Annotated in this window: 20 protein-coding genes, 2 tRNA genes, 1 pseudogene and 1 riboswitch; of the genes and pseudogenes, 16 read left to right on the plus strand and 7 right to left on the minus strand. The window is 42.8% G+C overall.

Annotated features, from left to right (window positions below; all coding sequences use genetic code 11):
- Positions 1-21 precede the first annotated feature (21 nt).
- Positions 22-759, minus strand: coding sequence for a sulfite exporter TauE/SafE family protein (locus tag BFW96_RS19930; RefSeq protein ID WP_069840397.1), 738 nt, complete (start codon positions 757-759; stop codon positions 22-24).
- 247 nt (positions 760-1,006) lie between these two features.
- Between BFW96_RS19930 and BFW96_RS19935 the strand changes: the two genes are divergently transcribed.
- The 3 genes from BFW96_RS19935 (at position 1,007) to BFW96_RS19945 (ending at position 4,416) form a co-directional block, all read left to right on the plus strand.
- Positions 1,007-1,681: a GntR family transcriptional regulator gene (locus BFW96_RS19935; RefSeq protein ID WP_069149052.1), complete on the plus strand. Its 675-nt coding sequence runs from the start codon at positions 1,007-1,009 to the stop codon at positions 1,679-1,681.
- Between the two features lie 125 nt (positions 1,682-1,806).
- A complete protein-coding gene (locus BFW96_RS19940) occupies positions 1,807-3,069 on the plus strand; it encodes a glycoside hydrolase family 18 protein (protein WP_069840398.1) in 1,263 nt (420 codons plus the stop codon).
- A 159-nt stretch (positions 3,070-3,228) separates the two neighbouring features.
- Complete coding sequence (locus tag BFW96_RS19945; RefSeq protein ID WP_069840399.1) at positions 3,229-4,416, plus strand: macrolide family glycosyltransferase; 1,188 nt, start codon at positions 3,229-3,231, stop codon at positions 4,414-4,416.
- A 38-nt stretch (positions 4,417-4,454) separates the two neighbouring features.
- On the opposite strand, the gene BFW96_RS19950 is transcribed toward BFW96_RS19945, so the two are convergent.
- The gene (locus tag BFW96_RS19950) at positions 4,455-5,159 is read right to left on the minus strand and encodes a membrane lipoprotein lipid attachment site-containing protein (RefSeq protein WP_069840400.1); all 705 of its coding nucleotides are present in this window, start codon (positions 5,157-5,159) and stop codon (positions 4,455-4,457) included.
- A gap of 65 nt (positions 5,160-5,224) precedes the next feature.
- A complete protein-coding gene (gene phoB, locus BFW96_RS19955) occupies positions 5,225-6,613 on the minus strand; it encodes an alkaline phosphatase family protein (RefSeq protein WP_083252930.1) in 1,389 nt (462 codons plus the stop codon).
- Positions 6,614-6,939: 326 nt separating this feature from the next.
- On the opposite strand from phoB, the gene fra reads away from it, so the two are divergent.
- Entirely contained in the window at positions 6,940-7,311 is a 372-nt protein-coding gene (gene fra, locus BFW96_RS19960) for an iron chaperone frataxin (protein ID WP_069840402.1), read from the plus strand.
- A 93-nt stretch (positions 7,312-7,404) separates the two neighbouring features.
- Here the strand turns inward: fra and BFW96_RS19965 are convergent, their stop codons facing one another.
- Entirely contained in the window at positions 7,405-7,890 is a 486-nt protein-coding gene (locus tag BFW96_RS19965) for a YdhH/YoaO family protein (RefSeq protein ID WP_069840403.1), read from the minus strand.
- 17 nt (positions 7,891-7,907) lie between these two features.
- Positions 7,908-8,387: a GNAT family N-acetyltransferase gene (locus BFW96_RS19970; RefSeq protein WP_069149059.1), complete on the minus strand. Its 480-nt coding sequence runs from the start codon at positions 8,385-8,387 to the stop codon at positions 7,908-7,910.
- 81 nt (positions 8,388-8,468) lie between these two features.
- Here BFW96_RS19970 and BFW96_RS19975 point away from each other — a divergent pair, with 81 nt between their 5' ends.
- On the plus strand, positions 8,469-9,446 hold the full coding sequence (locus BFW96_RS19975; RefSeq protein WP_069840404.1) for an HD domain-containing protein: 978 nt from the start codon (positions 8,469-8,471) through the stop codon (positions 9,444-9,446).
- A gap of 145 nt (positions 9,447-9,591) precedes the next feature.
- A complete protein-coding gene (locus BFW96_RS19980; RefSeq protein WP_082033065.1) occupies positions 9,592-10,212 on the plus strand; it encodes a YdhK family protein in 621 nt (206 codons plus the stop codon).
- Positions 10,213-10,225: 13 nt separating this feature from the next.
- On the opposite strand, the gene pbuE is transcribed toward BFW96_RS19980, so the two are convergent.
- Positions 10,226-11,392 carry a purine transporter PbuE gene (gene pbuE, locus BFW96_RS19985; RefSeq protein ID WP_069840405.1) on the minus strand — a complete coding sequence of 389 codons (1,167 nt, stop codon included), beginning with the start codon at positions 11,390-11,392 and terminating at the stop codon, positions 10,226-10,228.
- A 55-nt stretch (positions 11,393-11,447) separates the two neighbouring features.
- A riboswitch (purine riboswitch) is annotated at positions 11,448-11,547 on the minus strand.
- Positions 11,548-11,721: 174 nt separating this feature from the next.
- Here pbuE and BFW96_RS19990 point away from each other — a divergent pair.
- The 8 genes from BFW96_RS19990 to gmuG all read left to right on the plus strand — a co-directional run bounded on the left by BFW96_RS19990 (position 11,722) and on the right by gmuG (position 18,967).
- A complete protein-coding gene (locus tag BFW96_RS19990; protein WP_014475989.1) occupies positions 11,722-12,033 on the plus strand; it encodes a PTS sugar transporter subunit IIB in 312 nt (103 codons plus the stop codon).
- Positions 12,033-12,365 (plus strand): PTS sugar transporter subunit IIA, encoded by a 333-nt coding sequence (locus BFW96_RS19995; protein ID WP_040084022.1) that lies wholly within the window; start codon positions 12,033-12,035, stop codon positions 12,363-12,365. The genes BFW96_RS19990 and BFW96_RS19995 overlap by 1 nt, the downstream gene beginning before the upstream one ends.
- 18 nt (positions 12,366-12,383) lie before the next feature.
- A complete protein-coding gene (gene celB / locus BFW96_RS20000; RefSeq protein ID WP_069840406.1) occupies positions 12,384-13,712 on the plus strand; it encodes a PTS cellobiose transporter subunit IIC in 1,329 nt (442 codons plus the stop codon).
- Between the two features lie 17 nt (positions 13,713-13,729).
- On the plus strand, positions 13,730-15,127 hold the full coding sequence (gene gmuD / locus BFW96_RS20005; RefSeq protein ID WP_069840407.1) for a 6-phospho-beta-glucosidase GmuD: 1,398 nt from the start codon (positions 13,730-13,732) through the stop codon (positions 15,125-15,127).
- A gap of 147 nt (positions 15,128-15,274) precedes the next feature.
- On the plus strand, positions 15,275-15,988 hold the full coding sequence (gmuR, locus tag BFW96_RS20010) for a transcriptional regulator GmuR (protein WP_014662999.1): 714 nt from the start codon (positions 15,275-15,277) through the stop codon (positions 15,986-15,988).
- Between the two features lie 28 nt (positions 15,989-16,016).
- The gene (locus tag BFW96_RS20015) at positions 16,017-16,916 is read left to right on the plus strand and encodes an ROK family protein (protein ID WP_069840408.1); all 900 of its coding nucleotides are present in this window, start codon (positions 16,017-16,019) and stop codon (positions 16,914-16,916) included.
- On the plus strand, positions 16,913-17,860 hold the full coding sequence (manA, locus tag BFW96_RS20020; RefSeq protein WP_069840409.1) for a mannose-6-phosphate isomerase, class I: 948 nt from the start codon (positions 16,913-16,915) through the stop codon (positions 17,858-17,860). Before BFW96_RS20015 ends, manA begins: the two co-directional genes overlap by 4 nt.
- A gap of 18 nt (positions 17,861-17,878) precedes the next feature.
- A complete protein-coding gene (gene gmuG, locus BFW96_RS20025) occupies positions 17,879-18,967 on the plus strand; it encodes a mannan endo-1,4-beta-mannosidase (RefSeq protein WP_069840410.1) in 1,089 nt (362 codons plus the stop codon).
- A gap of 92 nt (positions 18,968-19,059) precedes the next feature.
- Here gmuG and BFW96_RS21335 read toward each other — a convergent pair.
- A pseudogene (locus BFW96_RS21335) lies at positions 19,060-19,441 on the minus strand (manganese catalase family protein); the annotation flags it as partial.
- A gap of 292 nt (positions 19,442-19,733) precedes the next feature.
- Here BFW96_RS21335 and BFW96_RS20030 point away from each other — a divergent pair.
- Together BFW96_RS20030 and BFW96_RS20035 are read left to right on the plus strand one after the other, a co-directional pair.
- Positions 19,734-19,810 (plus strand) — tRNA-Arg (locus tag BFW96_RS20030).
- Positions 19,811-19,824: 14 nt separating this feature from the next.
- Positions 19,825-19,898, plus strand: a tRNA-Gly gene (locus BFW96_RS20035).
- Positions 19,899-19,910 lie beyond the last annotated feature (12 nt).

Consider the following 19,910-nt stretch of genomic DNA (forward strand, 5'->3'; position numbering starts at 1 on the left):
ACGTCAGGTTTTTTGTTTTATTTAGAATAACAACAGCAGACCCGCAATCGCCGGAGTCAAAAAGATGGCTGATTTCAAAACCACCTTTGGCATGAGGTTGGTGAATTTCGCGCCTACATAGGCACCGCACATTGTCCCGACTAGAACTTTGACAAGCAAAACGTAATCAACAAAACCTTCTGTAATATATCCGATGCCTCCACCTACAGCCAGAGGGATGATCACAAGCATCGTCGTTCCCACAGAATGGCGAATGGACAGATTCAGCATAATCATTAAACCGATTTGAATAAAAGGTGCCGACCCAATGCCGAATGTTCCGGAAAGTACACCTGCTGCAATTCCTAAGATAACCGCTCTCGTATACGTTGAAAGAGTGCTTTGATTCATTTGAGCCTTCTCTTTTAAAATAAATAATCTGATTAAAATAAGAATCGCTGATAAAAATAACATTCCAGCCGTTAAATAATGAAGCAAATCAGCCGGAATAAAAGATGTCAGCTTGGCGCCGAAAAATGAGCCAACCGCAGCAAAGCCTCCGACTATTAAGCCGATTTTCATTTGAATGTTGCCCTCGCGATAGTGGCTGTATGCCCCTGATAAGCTGGTGAAAGCCATGCCGGCGAGAGAAGTGCCTAAAGCCGTATGGATCGGGATATGGAAAAGAAGCGTTAAAAGAGCAATGACAAAGCCCGCTCCACCGGCGCCAATAAAGCCTAAAATAATTCCGAGAAGAAACATAACAAGAATAATGAGCATATTTTTTCCTCCATTGAAAAGATGTAAAAATGTAATCGTGCGCTATTCTGGCGGAGGTATCGTGTCCTATTGACGAAAAAAACACGCCGGTTTTTCAGTTGCCAGTAGTCCGTCGACCGTCGTTCAGCAAACATATCGTACCTCAAAATCTGGGATCTGACAAGACAGTTTGTTGCTTCCCATTACCATCTGTTATATGATTTTGATGAAGAAAAGCCCTTGAATATATTCAAAAGAGGTATTATATATGGACGATTTTAAATTAGATAAGCCGACTCCCTACTACCTGCAATTTTATAATCAGCTGAAAAAAATGATCTTTAACGGGACTTTTAAGCCTGGGGAACGGATAAACGAAACACAGCTGGCCAAAAGCTTTGGCGTCAGCCGCTCGCCGATAAGGGAAGCCATGCGATTGCTTGAGAAAGATGGTTTGTTAAAAGCGGATGACCGAAATGGATTTTCGATCACGTCATTAACGGCAAAAGATGTAGATGAGATTTATAAAATCAGAATTCCGCTGGAGCAGCTGGCAGTCGAATTGGTCATAGACGAAGCGGATGAAGAAGAGCTGACCATACTTGAAAAGCAGCTTGAAGAAACAGAGAAAGCGATTCACAACGGCACGGAAGATACGGAAATCATTCGTTTAAACCAAAAATTTCATGAGCTGCTTGTTGATTTCAGCCATAACCGACATTTGAAAAATTTGCTTGAGCATGTAAATGATCTGATTCACTTTTGCAGAATCCTTAATTATACCGGCGACCATCGTGCAGAAACGATACTACGTGAGCACCGCAGGATATTTAAAGAAGTGAAAAAGAAAAACAAAGAAGCAGCCAAACAGCATGTGCTGGCTCATTTCAATCATGACTGTGAGCATTTGAAGCATGTGCTTGAAGAAGGAAAAGAGAATTGATTGTATGATCCGGTACCAAGGGGGAGCAGAACCCTTGGTATTTTTTTATGCATTCACCACATATCTAAGCGGCCCCGTTAATAAGATTTTATGATGGTTTGACTAACGAATAATGGGGGTTAAACATGTTTATCCATATCGTCGGGCCTGGTGATTCTTTGTTTTCGATAGGCAGAAGATACGGTGCTTCTGTTGATCAAATACGGGGTGTGAATGGTTTAGATGAAACGAATATCGTGCCGGGGCAGGCTCTGCTTATCCCTCTTTATGTATATACAGTCCAGCCGGGAGACACGCTTACAGCCATTGCGGCAAAAGCGCTTGTTCCATTAGAGCGCCTGCGGGCAGCCAATCCGGGCATCAGCCCAAATGCTTTACAAGCGGGATCAAAAATAACGATTCCTTCGATCTCAAATTACATTGCGGGAACATTAAGTTTTTACGTGCTCCGAAATCCTGACCTTGATCGGGAGCTAATCAATGATTATGCGCCATACTCGTCTTCAATTTCGATTTTTGAATATCGTATTGCACCTAACGGCGATATTGCAAACCAATTAAATGATGCGGCTGCTATCGAGACAACTTGGCAAAGGCGAGTCACGCCGCTGGCAACAATAACGAACCTTACATCAGGAGGCTTCAGTACGGAAATTGTTCACCAAGTGCTGAACAATCCGACAGCGAGAAGCAATCTGGTCAACAACATTTATAACTTAGTTTCTACAAGGGGCTATGGGGGTGTCACAATCGATTTTGAACAGGTGAGCGCCGCGGACCGCGATCTTTTCACTGGTTTTTTGCGCCAGCTGAGAGATCGCCTTCAGGCGGGAGGGTATGTGCTGACGATAGCTGTTCCGGCAAAAACAAGCGATAATATTCCATGGCTGAGAGGCTACGATTACGGAGGGATAGGATCGGTTGTCAATTATATGTTTATCATGGCTTATGATTGGCATCATGCGGGAAGTGAGCCGGGCCCTGTAGCGCCGATTACTGAAATAAGGAGAACCATTGAGTTTACGATTGCACAGGTGCCGAGCAGAAAAATCATTATCGGAGTCCCGCTCTACGGGTACGACTGGATCATCCCGTACCAGCCGGGTACAGTTGCTTCAGCGATTTCAAATCAAAACGCAATCGAAAGAGCGATGAGGTACCAAGCCCCGATACAATATTCTACCGAATATCAATCACCATTTTTCCGGTACAGTGATCAGCAGGGGCGCACGCATGAGGTATGGTTTGAGGATGTCAGAAGCATGAGCAGGAAGATGCAGATCGTCCGCGAATACAGACTGCAGGCTATTGGCGCTTGGCAGTTAACGCTGGGCTTTACACCGGGCCCATGGCTTCTGCGGAAATTTTTTACGATCAGAAAAGTGTAAAAAAAGACACCACAGCTGGGGTGTCTTTTTTTGATTACGTCCAGAGCAGCAGAATAGTTCATTCATTTGTACCTTGCATGGGTTGTGTTCCCATCTTACGATTAGTAGTAGTCTGATCAAACAAAGATTCAGAATACGATTTGAGAGGGAGTTGTCTACATGAAGACAGTATTGATTTTGAATTTTCCTGCGGAAGGCCATGTGAATCCTACCTTAGGCATTACAAAAGCGTTTTCCGATAAGGGATATGATGTCCATTATATTTCCACTGAAAAATATAAAAAACGTTTAGAAGCAGCGGGAGCAACTGTCCATCTTCACAGGGATCTGCTGAGAACAACACCTATTCATGTCGGTTCACCCAATGGCATTCTTGAATTCGTCAAAATCCATATCAAAACGTCATTGGACATTTTACAGATTGTCAAAGATTTATCTAAGAGCATTCAATTTGATTTTGTTTATTATGATAAATTCGGCGCGGGGGAATTGGTGAAGGATTACTTAGATATTCCAGGAGTCTCTTCATCGGCGTCTTTCCTGTTTGGCGAGGAGCATCTGAAAATCCTGCCGCTGCATCCGGAGTCTGGAGCGCCGCTTGAATTGGACCAAGAGTGCGAAGACCTTTTGGCAAAAATGAAAGAAACGTACGGTGTTGCCCCGAAAAACCTGGTTCAATTCATGAACAATAAAGGGGAATTGAACGTAGTGTATACAAGCCGTTATTTTCAGCCGGAAAGTGATCGTTTCGGGGACGAGTGTCTGTTTATCGGCCCGAGCTTTCCAAAGAGAGCGAAAAAAACAGATTTCCCGATTGAACAGCTAAAAGATGAAAAGGTCATTTATATTTCAATGGGGACTGTACTGGATCATACAGAGGAATTCTTCAACCTTTGTATCGATGCATTTTCCGCCTTTAACGGAAAAGTCGTCATCGCTGCTGGAGAAAAAGCAGACTTGACCAAATTGAAGCAGGCGCCGGAAAACTTTATCATTGCTCCGTATGTCCCTCAGCTGGAAGTGCTGGAGCAATCGGATGTTTTCATTACACACGGCGGAATGAACAGCGTAAACGAAGGCATTCATTTCAGCGTGCCACTGGTTGTCATGCCTCATGACAAGGATCAGCCGATGGTGGCGCAGCGTCTCTCTGAACTGCAAGCAGGCTATGTCATCTCTAAAGATGAAGTCAATGTCCAACTATTAAAACAGGCTGTAGATGAGGTTTTACACAACGATCAGTATACGGCTGGCATTAAAAAAATCAATCAAAGCTTCAAAGAGTGCATGGAGATGGAAGAAGTGATGGGGCGGATTGAGGAATTGATTCGCCAAAAAAACAGATAAGAAAAAGAACTCCCGTACCTTGTACGGGAGTTCTTCATTTAAAACTTGATTTTGATCTTTTGAGCATCACTGATTTTATGATGGTTATGGTCAAAGACGTCGCTTGTCGTGATTTCGATCCACTTGATCTCTGTTTTCTTCTTATCTGCTTCTTTATCATGAGCATGGCCGCTTGATGCGTTTACAATAAAGCCTAGATTACCGGACTTTTCGGCGCCGCCTTCCAATTCGCCGTTTAACTCTTCAAGATAAATATCTTTGTTCCAATCAAAGGTTTCGCCTGTATTTGTTTTCATCAAGGCAATCGGCGCAACATTTACTTTTTTTGAAGAGGTGTTCTTAATATCAACGAAAACCTTAACGAAATCGAACTCTTCATCGTGTGTTAACTCATGAAAATAATCAATCATGCTGTAGTCCGGGCGCAAGTGGATCAGCTTCATCTCTTTTACCGATAACTCCACGTCGCCAATCTTATAGGTTTTGTTCACTTGTTTGATATCTTTTAAGACAGCTTTTCCCTTATCATCAGAAAACGTTTGGCCGACCTTAAGCAATGACCGGTCATCAGTTACCTGGGAATTAGGCTGATAATCATCTGTACTGTCCTTCTGGGATAAAGTGCTTTGCGGCTCGGCTTTTACTGTTTTCTCCCCGCCTGCATGCTGTTTTTCAGTACTGGCGTTTGATGAGCAGCCCGCAAGCATGATGGCAAAAACCAAAATTGAAAGAATTCTTCTCATGATGATTCCTCCATTAAAAAGAGATCCCGTTACTTCATACAAGCAACGGGACACCTTGTATTCTTTTACTTATCGTTAATCTTAATGTTGTATTGTAAAGCCTTGAAGACATTTTTGGCGATTTCTGTATTATCGATTTGGCCGGCAAATGTCTCACTAGACGGACCGTACGCATAGACGGGAACATCTTCACCGGTATGGCCGCCTGTTGTCCATCCAGTGTGAGAGCGTTTATTGAAAATGTTTTCAATGGCGTTATCGATATCCAGCACTTCCTTCGATTTGGCTGCTTTTTCAACCGATTGAATTTCGGATTTTGTTAAAGCCAATTTCTTTTGATCGATATATGTTTTTAACGTTTTTTCAACATTCGCGCCGTCAGCGATCTTTTCTGCCATAAAGTCAGGTGTGCGCTTGGCGGCTTTAATGGGTTCACTGAACCAATTGTAGATGCCGTCCGCACCGATGGAATATCCGCCGGTTGAGTGGTCAGCCGTTGCCACAACCAATGTGTGCTTGTCTTTTTTGGCGAAATCAATAGCCGCCTTATAAGCTTGTTCAAAGTCTTCCATCTCGCTCATGGCGCCGACGATATCATTGTCATGGCCCGCCCAGTCGATTTGGCTGCCTTCCACCATGAGGAAGAATCCGTCTTTATCCTTGTTTAACTTTTTAATCGCTGTGTTTGTCATATCTTTAAGTGAAGGAATATCCTTCGTCCGGTCAATCTTTTTAGGCAGGCCGCCGTCAGCGAATAGGCCGAGAACTTGGCTGTCTTTATTTTTCAGCATGTCTTTCCGGTTATCCACATAGCTGTATCCCGCTTTTTTGAATTCCTTGATCAAATTACGGTCCTTACGGTCAAAATTGCTCTTTCCTCCGCCTAGAAGAACATCAATTTTGTGCTTGCCGTTGACCATTTCATCAAAATAATCATCTGCAATCGAATTCATATTTTTTCGGCTGTGGTCGTGTGACCCGAAAGAGGCCGGAGTGGCGTGTGTAATTTCTGAAGTAGCCACAAGACCTGTTGCTTTTCCTTTTTCTTTCGCAGCTTCAAGCACCGTTTTGGCCTCTGACCCGTCGTTATCCACGGCTATAGCACTATTATATGTTTTAATTCCCGCAGACATAGCCGTTGCCGCCGCTGCAGAATCCGTTACATTTTGTTCTGGATCATCGGGGTAAGTTGTTTGCTGGCCGACAAGATACTGATCAAAAGCAGTAGGCTCCACAGCTTTTGTCTTTTTATTATCCTTTAAGTATCGATAAGCAGACGTATAAGACACACCCATACCATCACCAATCAGAACAATAACATTCTTAATTTCGTCTTGGTTCCCCTTTTTCTTTTCCTGGGCGCTGGCTTCAGGCACACTGCCGCCGGCTAAGCTGCTGAACGCAATAGATGATAGAACTGCGATAGGCAGTAATTTCTTCGGGAATTTTTTCAACTGGATAACCTCCTAAAATAGTTAAATCTCAATGACAACCCAATTATATTTTTAAACTGTTAAGCTGGTATTAATCGATTTTAAAGATTGGGTTTACAAGAATAATAAACTGAGGCCCATAAATAATGATTATTCTTTTATGAGAAGTTTTAGAAGGAGAGAGCGATAGTACTAAAGAAATAAATTGAAGGAATGGATACTGGACGTAGGTAGACGGACTGACAACTGATATCGTCCCATAGAAACAATCCGCTTACATCTTGAACAATCAGGATTCTTTTAACGAACTTCTCTTTACGGCATCATTTAATTTAGGAGGGAACAACATGGATGTTTTTTCTGAGTATTTAGCGGGGATTGATGACCCGCTCCACCGCGAAAGAACCGATGAGGTGTTGACTTGGATAATAAATAAATATCCAAATTTACATACAGAAATAAAATGGAACCAACCGATGTTTACGGATCACGGTACATTTATTATTGGTTTTAGTGTTTCTAAAAAGCATTTAGCTGTCGCTCCAGAAAAAGTAACGATAGCGCACGTAAAGGATGATATTGTGAAGGCCGGATATGACCACACCGAGCAGCTAATACGTATCCCCTGGAACGGTCCAGTTGATTACACGCTACTTGAGAAAATGATTGAGTTTAATATTCGGGATAAGGCGGACTGCTCCACTTTTTGGCGGAAATGAAAAAAGTAGAAAAGGCATAACATATTAGCTGTTTAAAATATGCTACGCCTTTTCATTTGTCTTTTTTTTAATTTTGATCATCTATTACTGCTTTTACTCAAACAAGGTCTTTTCATGAAGCGTAAGCTGACTCGCAGAATAATGATCACCTTGCTTCCATTTCACTTCAATGGTTATATCATGGCCTTCAAGCTCATGTTCATCTAACCGCTCTAAAAAAGAAACGGAATTTTCTTTTGCGCTTCCATCACGAAAAGTGCCACCGGAATAGTCACGCATTGGAATTTCTGTGTTAGAATTCAGCAGAACCTCATTATCCTTTTTTACAATCAGTGATTCCAAATAAGTGTCGGCTGTTTCATTTGTATCGCCGATCCAATAAAGTTCGCCGCTGTATTCATTCGGTGCATCTTCATTTTTTTTGAAAACAGCTTCCCAATTCTGATCTTTGCTTTCTCCCTGCCAATTCGGATACTCCAAACGCACATGATGAATCAGGAGATAGGAAAAAAAGATTAGGCAGAAAGCGATGAATAGAAATGCCGTGAAAATGAGAGGGTATTTATAATGACTGGACATAAAAGACTCCTATTCGTTTAATCTATTACCTTCAAAAAAAGAATTTCATCCCGAATCAAAATGCCGTTTTCAGCTATCACGGGAATCGCCGGCTTGAGCCTCCGCGCTTTTTCAACTGCGTTTGGAAACACTGCCGCGAATTGATAGCCTCTCTTTTGATAAAACGCCATCGCATGTACATTATCATTCGTTGTGATAAGCTTTATTCGCTGACAATGTGCATGCTTAGCTGTCGCTTCAACCTGCTGAAGTAAAGCGGTGCCGATTCCTTTATTTTCAATCATACTATCTAATGAAATAATTTCACAGTCTTTCCCATCTATTGTGTATGTAATGCAGCCAATGATTTCGCCGCTCTCATTTACGGCGGCAAATCCATCTATTTCATCACACCGAAAAATGCCGCTGGAAATCGCCATCTCGGGTGTACCCCAATGCTTGGCAAAAAAATCGGTCAACATCTGTTTCGCTATCTCATTGTTTGGGATGATGATCATCGTAACACTCCTCTATTGAAAGTATACGATCAATATATACAATAAAATGAACACTAAGAAAATAGATGTTGAGGTGACGGCATGGAAATCAACGATGTTATTTACGGGCAGCACCATATAGACGGAGTGCTGGAAGAGCTTATCAAAAGCGCTCCGATGCAAAGATTAAAAGGAATCTATCAAGGCGGAGCAAGCTTTTTAGTCAATCGAAAGTGGAATGTGACCAGGTATGAGCACTCCATCGGCGTGATGCTCCTCGTCAAAAAGCTCGGAGGAACGATAGAAGAGCAGATTGCAGGCCTGCTCCATGATGTATCACACACGGCTTTTTCGCATGTGGCCGACATTGTTTTTGAAACTCAAGCCGAAGACTATCATGAAAACATCTATCAACAAGTTATTGTTCACTCTGAAATCCCGGACATTTTACAAAAATACGGCTATCAAAGCGAAGAACTTTTATTTGACGATTCAAGATGGACGTTGCTCGAACAGCCTGCACCGGAGCTGTGTGCTGATCGGATAGACTATACGCTGCGTGATATGTACCGATATGGGCACATTAGTCTGCACGAAGCGCAAACCTTTTTGGATCATCTTATTGTGAGAAACGGAAAGATGTTTCCAGACGGTATCGAAGCCGCCGAATGGTTTGTCGGTGTGTATTACAAAGAAGTGATTGATTTCTTTTTAGATCCCGTGAATGTATATGGATATGAATATTTAGCGCGAGCGTTGAAAGCAGCGCTGCGGCATCATGTCATATCCGCAAAGGATCTGCTGAAAACGGATCAAGAGGTACTGAACATCCTGTGGTCATCAAAAAATGAAGATGTTCTGAGCTTGCTTACATCCATTCATCCCAGCATACAAGTAATAGAAGATGACATCCAGTACGATTTCCATCAAAAGAAGAAAATGCGTCTTATCGACCCATCCATTTTTCACGATGACAAATGGATCAAATCCTCAGATGCTTCTGAACAGGTGAGGAAAATGGGTGAGGCCGCCTATCAAAAAGCAAAAAAAGGTGTGTATATCAAAATCTTAAATCAGTAATTGCCGCCTGACAGCGGCTTTTTTTATGTTTGGCTTTACAAGTTGAGGGGAATAGGACAAACTGCGGGAACGTTTTATGAGAACATCAGCGCATTTACATACCATTCGGGGGTATAGTATTATCGAGAGGGCATGTTATTTTTCATTGTCTGCGGGCAATAGTTACAGTAAAAAAATGAAGCAAAGGAGAATGAACATGAAAATCTCTAAAAATGCACTGGGAATTCTGATGTTATCTCTTGTTTTTGTTTTATCAGCATGCGGCAATAACAACAGTACGAAACAAAGCACACATGACAATCATTCAGACTCCTCAACACATGAAGAGATGGACCATTCCGGATCAGCTGACGTTCCAGAGGGATTACAGGAATCTAAAAATCCAAAATACAAAGTAGGAAGCCAGGTAATCATCAAGGCTTCTCATATGAAAGGCATGAAAGGTGCCGAAGCCACAGTGACAGGCGCCTACGATACAACGGCGTATGTTGTCTCTTATACTCCGACAAACGGGGGACAGCGCGTGGATCATCACAAATGGGTCATCCAAGAAGAAATCAAAGATGCCGGAGATAAAACGTTACAACCCGGAGATCAGGCGATTTTAGAGGCTTCTCATATGAAAGGCATGAAAGGAGCAACAGCTGAGATCGACTCCGCGGAAAAAACAACTGTATACATGGTTGACTATACATCGACAACAAGCGGCGAAAAAGTGAAAAACCACAAATGGGTCACCGAAGATGAGCTTTCAGCTAAATCATAAAAAAATCCTCCTTTTACAAGGAGGATTTTTTTGCTGTCTGAACAGGTCTTGTTAAAGAAATGAAAGCAAACAGGACAGCGATGATCACAATCGATCCGCCGCACCATGCCGTTGACACCACAGTACCCGTCTGATCCAAAACAACACCGCCAATGGCTGAGCCAAGGGCAATTCCGACTTGGAGGGCAGATGTGTTAAAGCTTTGCTGAATGTCAGAGGAATCTGGTGCAATTTCAATTAAATAGCTTTGCTGAGCGGGGGCGAGGCTCCAGCTCAGAAGACCCCAAATGACCATGACAGGTAAAAAGAAAATCATAGACGATGTAGACAGCGGCAGTAAGAACATAATGATGGCAAAGGAACCGGTTACCAGCAAAATGCTCTTAAAGGAACCAAGCCGGTCTGAAAGCGCTCCTCCGAAAGGGCCTCCGCATACAGCGGATATCCCGAAAAGGAAATAACAAATGCTGACCCAGAAAGAACTCAGGTGAAGAGTTTCTTCTAAAAACGGAGCAAAGTAGGCATACAGTGTATAATGCCCAGCCAATGTAAACATCGTGACGAGATGTGAACTCGCAATTTTCAGATTGCCAACCGTCTTGAGTTGTTCCCGGAAAGGAATCATTTTCTCTGCTGGTATTCTTTCAAAGAAGATTGAAATAATCAGCATGGAGACCAGCGCCAACAGGCCGATGCCAAGGAACAAAATCCGCCATCCGAAAGAATCACTGATTAAGATTCCGAGCGGCACGCCCAATGCGATCGCGGAGCTGAATCCCATAAAAATAATTCCGATTGCGCGGGCTCTGTATTCAGGCGCTACAATTTTCGGGGCAATCGTTAAAGAAAGCACAACAATCAGCCCTGTACTCATCGCCGCCAATACCCTGGATACCATCAGTGTTGCAAAATTAGGGCTGAAGTAGGCGACAAGATTGCTAAGGAAGAAAACAAATAAAGCAATTAAATATAAGCGCTTCCGCTCAGCCTTCGCAGTCAATGCTAAAAGCAAAGGCCCAGATACTGCATATCCCAGCGCAAATACACTGATCAGCTGTCCGGCTGAAACAATGGAAATGTCTAAATCATTTGCGATCTGAGGAAGAATCCCTCCCACAATTAACTCAACCAATCCGACTGCAATCGTAGAAGCTGCAAGCAGGAAAACTTTGAAATTCATAACAAACTCCTTTACTTAAATGTTTTGATAAATAAAAAAAATCCTGATTACAAAAAATGTCATAAACAAATTTTGTAATCAGGATTTTACGGTTCCTGGTAGACACCCTCAAACCATATTATTGAGGTTATACAAGTGATAATAGCTATTTAATTGATTCGTTTCCGTTGATGAGTGTAACACATTATGAATGAATCTTCCATAGAAAAATTTACAAAACGATGAACCGGACAAAAATATGATTATATTTATTTTATAAAAGTATAGACATTTAAAATTAAATGACTATAATAATTAATGTAAGCGTTTCAATAATGGGGGGATAGCAGTTGAAAAAAATATTACTTGCGTGCAGTTCGGGAATGTCTACCAGTTTATTGGTGACAAAAATGAAGGAATACGCACAGTCTATCGGTGAGGAAGCAGAGATTTGGGCTGTTGGCCAAGATAAGGCAAAAGAAGACATGAGAAAAGCGGATGCCGTTTTGATTGGTCCGCAAATGAGCTTTCTGAAAAGCGAACTCCAAAAAGAGGCGGATCAATACAACATTCGAGTTGAAGTCATTGACATGATGGCCTATGGAATGGCAGATGGGAAAAAAGCGTATGAGCAGGCATTGTCCTTAATGGTGAATCAATAATGGAACAGATGAAAATCACGAATTTAACAGACGAGCAAATCAGTTTTCAGCTAATCCTGCACAGCGGAAATGCCCGCAGCTGCATCATACAATCACTGCGCGCCTATAAAGAAGGGAACAAGGACGAGGCGGATGCCCTCATTGCCAAGGCGGAGCAGGATTTATCCGCGGCACATGACATTCACTTTCAAATGATACAGAAGGAATCCGGCGGAGAAGCAGCAGCTTTCTCATTGCTGCTTATGCATGCGGAGGATCATCTGATGTCAACATTATCCATGAAAGAATTAGTGAAAGAGATGCTTGATCTCTTTAAAACCAAGAATCTATAAATAATCGGGGTGGATAGGGTGTTCGAGAAAATCAGCCAATTCCTTGTTCCAATTGCAGGGAGGTTAAACAATAACCGTTATTTGCAAGTGCTGCGTGATGCATTTATGCTGGCTTTCCCGCTGACGATATTTGGGTCCATTTTTGTCGTGTTAACGAATTTGCCGTTTCTAAACAAAATCATGAACGCCTCAATGCTTACGTCGTTTCAGTCTCATTTCGGCATTGCCTCCACGGCGACTATGGGCATTATGTCTGTCTTTGTTGTGTTTGGGATAGGCTATTACCTGTCAAAAAGCTATCAGGTCGAAGCTATATTTGGCGGAGCGATAGCTTTGGTTTCCTTTTTGCTCTTAACGCCATTTATCGTTCAGCCGGAAACAGGAGATGCCATTACAGGGGTTATCCCTGTCGACCGTCTCGGTGCAAAAGGGATGTTTCTTGGCATGATTACGGCATTTCTTTCTGGTGAAATCTACAGAAGAATCGTTCAGAAAAACCTGACAATCAAAATGCCAGCCGGCGTTCCGCCTGCTGTAGCAAAATCATTTGCCGCACTTATTCCGGCTTTTATCACATTGACCGTATTTTTGCTGATTAACGTAATGGTGACTCTGTTTTTCAAAACAAATATGCACGACGTCATTTATCACACGATTCAGGCTCCGCTTGTCGGACTTGGAAGCGGTATCATTCCGACGCTGATTGCCGTGTTTTTCATTCAAATTCTTTGGTTTTTCGGACTGCATGGACAGATCATTATCAACTCCGTAATGGACCCGATTTGGAATACGTTGCAGGTAGAAAACCTTTCTGCTTACACGGCGGGAAAAGAAATTCCTCATATTATTTCAAAACCGTTTATGGAGATTTATACAGTAGGGATGGGCGGAACGGGGATGACGCTTGCGATTGTGTTTACCATTCTCATCTTCATGAAAAGCAGGCAGATGAAGCAAGTATCAAAACTTGGCCTCGCTCCCGGTATTTTTAACGTAAACGAACCGATTATCTTCGGGCTTCCGATTGTCATGAATCCGATCATTATTGTGCCTTGGGTGCTGGCGCCGATGGTTGTTACGCTCGTCACCTATCTGGCCATGTCAGCGGGGCTCGTTCCGCCTCCGACTGGTGTGACGGTGCCGTGGACGGTTCCATTATTCATTAATGGCATCATGGCGACGAACTCGATCATGGGGGGCGTGATGCAGCTTATCAATCTGCTGATTGTCTTCGTGATTTGGTTTCCGTTCCTAAAAGCAATGGATAAATTAAATCTTGCAAAAGAAAAAGAACAGGCTGTGCAGGAAACAGCTGCTCAGCAAAATGATAACAGCATTAAAATGTGACATAAGGGGAGAGAGACTTGGCACAAACAGAACAATATCGTTTTCCTAAAGATTTTTGGTGGGGATCATCCGCTTCAGCAACACAAACGGAGGGTGCCGCCGACAGAGACGGAAAAGGGCAGAATATATGGGATTATTGGTTTGAGAAAGAACCGCATCGTTTTTTTGACCATGTCGGACCCGCAGCCACATCCCAATTTTACGACAATTATAAAGAAGATATCAGGCTGATGAAGGAGCTTGGCCACAACTCGTTCCGGATGTCGATTTCCTGGTCGCGTTTCATACCAGACGGAACAGGCGAGATCAACGATAAAGCCGTAAATTTCTATAATAATGTCATTGATGAGTTGATCGCTAACGGAATTGAACCTTTTGTCAATTTGTTTCATTTCGATATGCCGATGGCGCTTCAAAAAATCGGCGGCTGGGTAAACAGAGAGACGGTTGACGCTTATGAAAACTATGCAAGAACGTGTTTCCGTTTGTTTGGCGGCAGAGTGAAAAAATGGTTCACGCATAATGAACCAATCGTTCCCGTAGAAGGCGGCTACTTATATGATTTTCATTATCCAAACAAGGTCGACTTTAAAGAGGCTGTCCAGGTCGGATTTCATACGATGCTGTCAAGTGCCCGCGCGATTCAGGCTTACAGGGAGATGGAACAGGACGGGAAAATCGGCATCATTTTAAATTTGACCCCATCATACCCGAGAAGCAGCCATCCGGCGGATGTGAAAGCCGGGAAAATCGCAGACGCGTTTTTTAACAGATCCTTTTTAGACCCATCTGTCAAAGGCGAGTTTCCGAAAGAGCTGGTTGACATTTTGAAGAATGAAGGCTTTATGCCTGATTACAACCCTGAAGATCTTGACATCATCAAAAAGAACACGGTTGACCTGTTGGGAGTGAATTATTACCAGCCGAGACGTGTGAAAGCGAAAGAACATCTTCCGAATCCCGACGCTCCTTTTGTGCCGGACAGGTATTTTGATCCTTACGTCATGCCGGGCCGCAAAATGAATCCGCATCGCGGCTGGGAGATCTATGAAAAAGGCATTTATGATATTTTGGTTAATTTAAAAGAAAACTACGGGAACATCGAGTGTTTTATCTCTGAAAACGGCATGGGAGTTGAAGGCGAAGAGCGCTTCAGAGATGAACAAGGCATGATTCAGGATGATTACCGGATTGAATTTATAAAAGAGCACCTTAAATGGATTCACCGCGCCATGCAGGAAGGATCGAACGTAAAGGGCTATCACTTATGGACGTTCATGGACAACTGGTCTTGGACAAATGCCTACAAAAACCGATACGGGTTTGTATCAGTCAATCTCGAGAAAGACGGAGAAAGAACCGTCAAAAAGAGCGGAAAATGGTTCAAAACGGTTGCTGAGCAAAACGGTTTCTAGATTTTCTTAAGGTCAAGATCTTCCGGCAATCATCATGATGAATAGAGATGACGAACAGCCGCAACATTGATGAAATAGGGAAAAGAACTTATGATATCCGTAAAAGCTTATGTGATATCAGACTCTAACAGCTGCCGGAGGATACCAATGAATAAATACGAAATCATTGCAAATGAAATGAGAAAAAGAATTAAAAATAACGTATATCCGATCGATCAGCCCATTCCTGATGAAGTATCTCTTGCAAAAGAATTTAACTCAAGCCGTATGACGATGAAGAGAGCCTTGGATAATTTAGTTGCCGAGGGTCTGCTGTTCAGAAAACGCGGCCATGGCACGTTTATTATTCAATCTGCAATACAGGATGACCATGTCCATGTAGTCAGCAATGAGATTCTCGGATTGACCAACTTGCTGAAAGATAAAAAAATCAAAAGCAAGGTTATTCAGTTTGAAGTGCAATTTCCCACTGAGGAAGTGGCCGCCCATTTGTCTATTGATCAGAAAACACCGGTTTATTATGTCGTTCGGCTGCGGATTGTAGAAGGGGAACCCTATGTATTGGAAAAAACATATATGCCGACGCATTTAATCCCAGGCATTAATGACGATGTCCTTCATGATTCGATCTACAATCATATTACAAATGTGCTGCAGCTCAAAATCGCCGGAACACATCGGAAAATCAGAGCCTGCAAATCTGATCATATTGACCAGCAGCATCTGGGCTGCAAACAGGATGATCCAATTCTTGAAGTGGAACATGTGGGCTTCTTAGATACCGGGATTCCATTTGAATATTCCTTTTCACGTCATCGGCATGACAAGTTTGTTGTGACTTCTGTAAACATACGGCGCTGATTGCGGAGACAACAAGGAGGCCATCTGCATGCTTGGCGGTATTGAAGCAGGCGGCACAAAGTTTGTTTGTGCTGTCGGCAGAGAAGATGGAACGATCATTGACAGGATAGAATTCCCCACAAAGATGCCGGATGAAACGATGGAGAAAGTGATTCAATATTTTCGCCAATTTTCATTACAGGCAATCGGCATCGGCTCCTTTGGTCCTGTTGATAACGATAAAACCAGTCAAACATACGGCACCATTACGGCCACGCCGAAAGCGGGCTGGAGACACTATCCCTTTTTGCAGACCGTTAAGAACGAAATGAAAATCCCAGTCGGATTTAGTACGGATGTTAACGCTGCAGCGCTGGGTGAATTCCTTTTCGGTGAAGCGAAGGGGCTCGACAGCTGCCTGTATATAACGATTGGCACTGGCATAGGCGCGGGGGCTATTGTAGAGGGGAGGCTCCTTCAGGGGCTGTCACACCCAGAGATGGGCCATATTTATATCCGGAGGCACCCGGATGACGTATACCAAGGGAAGTGCCCTTATCATGGAGATTGCTTTGAAGGCTTAGCTTCAGGCCCCGCTATTGAAGCCCGCTGGGGAAAAAAAGCTGCTGATTTATCAGATCTAACCCAAGTCTGGGAACTGGAAGGGTACTATATTGCCCAAGCGCTGGCTCAGTATATTTTGATCCTTGCACCTAAAAAAATCATTCTTGGCGGCGGCGTCATGCAACAGAAACAAGTGTTTCCTTATATCTATCAATATGTACCGAAGATCATGAACAGCTACTTTAATTTTTCTGAATTATCAGAAAGTATTAGCGGTTATATTGTCCCTCCTCATTTAGGCAGTAACGCAGGAATCATCGGCACGCTGGTTTTAGCGCAACAGGCCTTGCAAGCAGAATCAGCATCCGGGGAGGTGCGATCATGAAGCATCCTTTATTTTTGGAGCCTGTCTTTAAAGAAAGAATATGGGGGGGAACAAAGCTTTACGATGCTTTCGGCTACACAATACCCTCAGAAAAAACAGGGGAATGCTGGGCCGTTTCTGCACATGCTCATGGTCCGTCGGTTGTAAAAAGCGGTCCGCTGGCAGGAAAGACACTTGATCAAGTATGGCAAGATCATCCGGAGTTCTTCGGGTTTCCGGATGGTAAGGTGTTTCCGCTTTTGGTAAAGCTGCTTGATGCAAATATGGATCTCTCCGTGCAAGTCCATCCTGATGATGATTATGCAAAACTGCACGAAAACGGTGATCTTGGTAAAACAGAGTGCTGGTATATCATGGATTGCAAAGATGACGCCGAACTGATTTTGGGACATCACGCAAGAACAAGGGAAGAGTTCAAACAGCGAATTGAAAGCGGTGATTGGAACGGGCTGCTGAGGAGAATCAAAATTAAGCCCGGAGATTTCTTTTATGTGCCAAGCGGTACACTCCATGCTTTATGTGAGGGAACCCTCGTCCTTGAAATCCAGCAAAACTCTGATACAACGTATCGCGTATACGATTATGACCGCTGTAATGACCAGGGCGAAAAAAGATCTCTTCATATAGAAAAAGCCATGGAAGTCATAACGATACCGCATATTGATAAAGCGCATACACCTGAAGTGAAAGAAGCTGGTAACGCGGAGATCACTGTTTATGTGCAATCAGATTATTTCTCAGTGTACAAATGGAAGATTAGCGGCCGAGCTTCTTTTCCTTCTCATCAAACCTATTTGCTGGGGAGTGTTCTGAGCGGATCAGGACGAATCATCAATAATGGTATTCAGTATAAATGCACTGCAGGCTCACACTTTATTCTGCCTGCGCATTTTGGCGAATTTTCAATAGAAGGAACATGTGAATTCATGATATCTCACCCTTAATGAATGGAGGAGTTGGATGTGGTTAAGAAATATATGATCTCTTTGCTCATTTTATTTTTACTTGCGTCTGCTGTTTTAGCAAAACCAGTTCAAGCGCATACTGTGTCTCCTGTAAATCCTAATGCACAGCAGACAACAAAAGCAGTGATGAATTGGCTTGCTCATCTGCCGAACCGTACGGAAAACAGAGTTCTTTCTGGCGCGTTCGGAGGTTATAGTCATGACACATTTTCTATGGCTGAGGCTGATAGAATCCGAAGCGCCGCCGGGCAATCGCCTGCTATATACGGCTGTGATTATGCCAGAGGGTGGCTTGAAACAGCAAATATTGAAGATTCAATAGATGTAAGCTGCAACAGCGATTTAATTTCGTATTGGAAAAATGGCGGAATTCCACAAATCAGTTTGCACCTGGCGAACCCTGCTTTTCAGTCAGGGCATTTTAAAACAGCGATTACAAATGATCAGTATAAAAAAATACTAGACTCTTCAACAGTAGAAGGGAAGCGGCTAAATGCCATGCTCAGCAAAATTGCTGACGGACTTCAAGGGCTGGAGAACCAAGGTGTGCCAGTTCTATTCAGGCCGCTGCATGAAATGAACGGTGAATGGTTTTGGTGGGGACTTACATCATATAATCAAAAGGATAATGAAAGAATCTCTCTATATAAACAGCTCTACAAGAAAATCTATCATTATATGACCGACACAAGAGGACTTGATCATTTGCTTTGGGTTTACTCCCCCGACGCCAATCGAGATTTCAAAACCGATTTTTACCCTGGTGCGTCTTACGTGGATATTGTCGGACTAGATGCGTATTTCCAAGACGCCTATTCGATAAATGGATATGACCAGCTAATGGCGCTTAATAAACCATTTGCTTTTACAGAAGTGGGCCCGCAAACAGCAAACGGCAGCTTCGATTACAGCCTATTCATCAATGCAATAAAACAAAAATATCCTAAAACCATTTACTTTCTCGCATGGAATGATGAATGGAGCCCAGCGGTAAACAAGGGTGCTTCAGCTTTATATCATGACAGCTGGACGCTTAATAAGGGAGAAATATGGAATGGCGATTCTTTAACGCCAATCGTTGAATGAATCAGTTTTTCACAATTAAGAAGGTGCTCAAGAAGTTTCATTGAGCACCTTCCCGCCTTGATTAGGCATTCATATCGCCTAAGCCCTGACTACCCTGCCGGAGGGTCTATGACTTGTAACTATCCGCCATTTCGGCTGGAGATCTCCCTTGATAGATTTCCCCGATTCTCGTTTCATCCAACCTGAAGGTAAACTGTGCATCATGGTAATTCAACATACTCTCTGCACTGTTAATATCATAATTTGGAACAGGGGAGAGCTTCGCCAACTCAACGCCCAATGTCTTGATCGCTTTCGCAAATGCATCTGGTGAGCATTGTCGCCTACAATCAAAAAAGCAAGTGTTTCCCGAAACGTCTGATTAGAGCTCATTTCATAAATCCTTGTTTTTTGCAGTACGCCTGTCGACTCAAGAAGCAAATTATTCAACAGGTCAGTAATTAAGTTTCCGTTGTTATACACCCATCTAATATTGTTTGTAAGATGAGATAAAATATATACAAAACAAAGGCGTGAAAGAAGAAAATAAAAAATACAGGAAAAGTATTGACCAAATAAAACAGGCATGGTATATTATTAAACGTCGCTGATGAACAGCGTGAAACAAAACGAAAAACAAAAAAGTTTTTCTAAGGTGTTTACAAGAATTTTAAAATGTGTATAATAAGAAAAGTCGAATTGAAATTGAAAAAGATTCGAAAAACATTTTAAAAAACTTCTTGACTCCAACAACGAATGATAGTATGATAGTTAAGTCGCTTGATAAGCGCCCGTAGCTCAATTGGATAGAGCGTTTGACTACGGATCAAAAGGTTAGGGGTTCGACTCCTCTCGGGCGCGCCAATATAAGATATCACGCGGGTGTAGTTTAGTGGTAAAACCTCAGCCTTCCAAGCTGATGTCGTGAGTTCGATTCTCATCACCCGCTCCATTATTGAATGAT

Origin of the sequence: Bacillus sp. F56, from assembly GCF_001748205.1 — a bacterium.
GTDB classification, from domain to species: Bacteria; Bacillota; Bacilli; order Bacillales; family Bacillaceae; genus Bacillus; species Bacillus stercoris.

Coding starts and splice junctions, on each gene's coding strand:
- BFW96_RS19930 (WP_069840397.1), bottom strand. CDS start 759: ATGCTCATTATTCTTGTTATGTTTCTTCTCGGAATTATTTTAGGCTTT.
- BFW96_RS19935 (WP_069149052.1), top strand. CDS start 1,007: ATGGACGATTTTAAATTAGATAAGCCGACTCCCTACTACCTGCAATTT.
- BFW96_RS19940 (WP_069840398.1), top strand. CDS start 1,807: ATGTTTATCCATATCGTCGGGCCTGGTGATTCTTTGTTTTCGATAGGC.
- BFW96_RS19945 (WP_069840399.1), top strand. CDS start 3,229: ATGAAGACAGTATTGATTTTGAATTTTCCTGCGGAAGGCCATGTGAAT.
- BFW96_RS19950 (WP_069840400.1), bottom strand. CDS start 5,159: ATGAGAAGAATTCTTTCAATTTTGGTTTTTGCCATCATGCTTGCGGGC.
- fra (WP_069840402.1), top strand. CDS start 6,940: ATGGATGTTTTTTCTGAGTATTTAGCGGGGATTGATGACCCGCTCCAC.
- BFW96_RS19965 (WP_069840403.1), bottom strand. CDS start 7,890: ATGTCCAGTCATTATAAATACCCTCTCATTTTCACGGCATTTCTATTC.
- BFW96_RS19970 (WP_069149059.1), bottom strand. CDS start 8,387: ATGATCATCATCCCAAACAATGAGATAGCGAAACAGATGTTGACCGAT.
- BFW96_RS19975 (WP_069840404.1), top strand. CDS start 8,469: ATGGAAATCAACGATGTTATTTACGGGCAGCACCATATAGACGGAGTG.
- pbuE (WP_069840405.1), bottom strand. CDS start 11,392: ATGAATTTCAAAGTTTTCCTGCTTGCAGCTTCTACGATTGCAGTCGGA.
- BFW96_RS19995 (WP_040084022.1), top strand. CDS start 12,033: ATGGAACAGATGAAAATCACGAATTTAACAGACGAGCAAATCAGTTTT.
- gmuR (WP_014662999.1), top strand. CDS start 15,275: ATGAATAAATACGAAATCATTGCAAATGAAATGAGAAAAAGAATTAAA.
- BFW96_RS20015 (WP_069840408.1), top strand. CDS start 16,017: ATGCTTGGCGGTATTGAAGCAGGCGGCACAAAGTTTGTTTGTGCTGTC.
- manA (WP_069840409.1), top strand. CDS start 16,913: ATGAAGCATCCTTTATTTTTGGAGCCTGTCTTTAAAGAAAGAATATGG.